This is a genomic window from Protofrankia sp. CiT1 (assembly GCF_917627335.1).
GTDB lineage: Bacteria > Actinomycetota > Actinomycetes > Frankiales > Frankiaceae > Protofrankia.
The window spans coordinates 55,043-58,000 of the sequence record NZ_CAKJTP010000015.1 but is presented as its reverse complement, the minus strand read 5'-3'; the positions used below and the strand labels follow the sequence as shown (position 1 = coordinate 58,000).

General features: G+C 65.3%; 3 protein-coding genes. All 3 read left to right on the top strand.

The genetic code is table 11. The features are described 5' to 3' along the window. On the top strand, positions 1-1,107 hold a 1,107-nt coding region (locus tag MJ785_RS04755), incomplete at its 5' end, for a WD40 repeat domain-containing protein (protein ID WP_239380094.1). A 116-nt stretch (positions 1,108-1,223) separates the two neighbouring features. Next, positions 1,224-2,729: a S8 family peptidase gene (locus MJ785_RS04750; RefSeq protein WP_239346479.1), complete on the top strand. Its 1,506-nt coding sequence runs from the start codon at positions 1,224-1,226 to the stop codon at positions 2,727-2,729. Positions 2,730-2,745: 16 nt separating this feature from the next. Continuing rightward, positions 2,746-2,958, top strand: a 213-nt coding sequence (locus tag MJ785_RS04745; protein ID WP_239380093.1) for a hypothetical protein, incomplete at its 3' end; no start/stop codon positions are given.

Sequence of the window (2,958 nt, the reverse complement as noted above, 5' to 3'; positions counted from 1 at the left end):
CTGCGGCACGCCAGCCCCTCAGCCGGCGGCCGGCTGTCGCCCGTACTCGTGGTTGCGTTCAGTTCCGACTCGCGGCGGCTGGTGACAGGCGGTCGGGACGGCGCGGTCCGGTGCTGGGAGGTCGACAGCCTCCGCTGCCAAGGGACCTTCGTGCATCCGGCACCGGTTCGGCATGCCGTGTTCAGCCCCGATGACTCGCTGCTCGCAACGGTTTGTCTGGACGGGAATTCCCGATTGTGGGATGTGTCGGCTGCTCGGGTGACCCACCTCTGGGCGAGTGGACAGACGCCCCCCGCGCTGTTGTTCGGCCCGGCTGGGCGGTACCTGTTGAGCTGTTTCCCGCAGGCCGCTGCTTGGCGCCATGACCTGGGCGTTGACCGGGGCGTTGACCGGGGCATTGCCTTGGCCGGAAGCCGGTTGGGGGCCGAGGGGGAGGCCTTTGTCGCGGCGAGCCCGGACGGTCGCTTCATCGCGCTTCGGGACACCCGTTCGGAGCGCCTGGTGATGCGCCACAGCGCCAGTGGCGAGATCAGGAAGACCGTGGAGACGGTACGTCGTGTGACGGCGGCTCGGTTCAGTTGGGATGGCGGGTGGTTGGTCACCCTGGATGACAGCTGTTCGCCACGGCTGTGGGCGCTCGCCACCGGTGCCTGCGTCTACCCCTCGGCGGCCGGTAAAGATGCTGGGGACTTCACCGCGGCGGGCTCCGAGGTAGTGGACGCCGCGCTCGGCCTGGCCGGCCAGTTGCTTGTGTTACGCCACCGTTCGATGGTCATCTCGTTTATCGACGTGGCAGCCTGCCGGGTACGGGCACGGTTCTCCCACCCCAGAACGCCGGGCGCGCTTACCGTCAGCCGGGACGGACGTTTCATGGCCGCGCACAGCCCGGCATATCGGGTGGTCTTTGTTTATGATCTTTCCGCGGGGCCGGCGAGGCACCGATCGGTGCACGAACCGCGCGTAAACGCGGTCGCGTTCAGCCCTGACGGGCGCTGGTTCGCCACCGCATCCGACGCCGGTGAGGCGGCTCTGTGGCGTCTGCCGAACCCGTCCACGTCCCCGTCGGCTACGCATCCGGTCGACGATGCGGAACCTTTCCACCCGTAGGGACGTTTGAGTGAGTGCGGCAATCCCGTATCAGGGGGAATTTCCCCAGCCTTATCGCATATATAGTCGGATCCGGCGGTCCCATGGCCGTCCAATGCCGCAGATCGGGGGACGTAATGAAATTCGATGATCCTGGCCGCCGGCCGGTAACGCATGCCCGGTCCGTCATCACGCCTGCGCTGGAGTCGCGGCTGACAGAGCTGGAGAGCCGAAGCGCATCAGGCACCGTCCGGGTCATCTTCGACCTCAACCCGGATTTCCCCGCCGGCCGCCGCGGTGCCGCGAATACCGTGCGCACGCTGCTGACCGAGGCAGCCGTGCGGTTCAGCGAGATGAACGTGTTCGACGACATCGGTGAGTCGCGGCTGTCTCGGGAGCTGGGCCGTTCCTACGTCGTCGCGGTCCTCCCGCCGGAGGCTGTGCGCTGGGTCGTCCACGTCGATGTCGAGCAGGCTGAACAGGATGCCGGCAACTGGCGGCTGCGCGCGATCCGGCGGGTCTGGCCCGACTTCGAAGTTTCGGCGCTGCTGGACAGGTCCGTGGCGGTGATAAAGGGCGACGCGGCCCAGGCAACCTTCGGCGCGTTCGGTGAAAACATTGTCTGGGCGGTTGTCGACTCCGGGGTTGACGAGCGGCACCCACACTTTGCTAAATGGGACAATCTCAGTCTGCCGGCTCAACTTGAGCACGTCGATCTGACGGACGGCAACGCTCCAACCCGGGATGATTATGGTATCGGGCATGGCACGCCGGTCGCCGGTATCATCGCGGGTGAGGTGGCGGCTGACTCCGCCGAAACCGGTGGACGTCGGTTACGTGTCCGCCAGATGCTGCTTGACGGCGACAAGACGGTGGATGCGTACACGTCCGCGATCACCAGGATCGGCGGTGTCGCCCCGCGTTGTAAGATTGTGAGCTACAAGGTGTTCGGCGCGGGCCGGCTGGCCAACGTGAGTGCGGTGATCGCGGCGCTGGAGCACATCCAGCGGGTCAACGACTACGGCCGTAACATTCGCATTCACGGAGTAAATCTGAGCCTTGGCTACTCGTTTTACCCGGAGTGGTTTGTCGGCGGGTATTCCCCGCTGTGCAACGAGGTCGACCGCATGGTCGCCTCGGGCGTGTTGGTGGTCGTTGCCGCCGGCAATTCGGGTTTCGTGCGGACGGAAGTAGCCCGGAACACCGATGATTTCAGCGCGGGCGTTACGATCAACGATCCAGGAAACGCCTTCGGCGCTATCACGGTCGGCTCCACGCATCGAGTCGCCCCGCACCGGTACGGGGTTTCCTATTTTTCCTCCAAGGGGCCGACGGGGGATGGCCGGCTCAAGCCGGACCTTGTCGCCCCCGGCGAACACATTGTGAGCTGCGTCAGTTCGACGGCCCAGCCCGACGACGAGGACTGGGACTATCCAGACTACAGCGAGTTCAGCGGGACGAGCTTGGCGGCGGCACACGTCTCCGGGGCCATCGCCGCCTTTCTCTCGGTGCGTAGCGAGTTTATCGGCAGCCCCGAACGGGTAAAAAAGGTTTTCCTGGACTCCGCGACCGATCTCGGCCGGGTACGGGAGTTTCAGGGGCACGGCCTGGTTGACGTCATGCGGGCCATCCAGTCAGTCTGATGACACCGGGGCCGATATGAATGACTGGCGTGCATGGCTGAGGAACCAGTCACCCTGGAATCTCGGCGCGCTGATCGCGGTGACAGCGCTGGCCGGCTGGCTGTTGTTCGTCATCCCCAAATTATTCTTCGCGCTGCTGGCGCTGTTTGTTCTAGGAGTCGTCATGGCAAAATTGTCGGAACCGCTGGGCCAGGACGAGGCGGGTGTCGTCTCGGGGTGGTGGGATCAT

Coding starts and splice junctions, on each gene's coding strand:
- MJ785_RS04750 (WP_239346479.1), top strand. CDS start 1,224: ATGAAATTCGATGATCCTGGCCGCCGGCCGGTAACGCATGCCCGGTCC.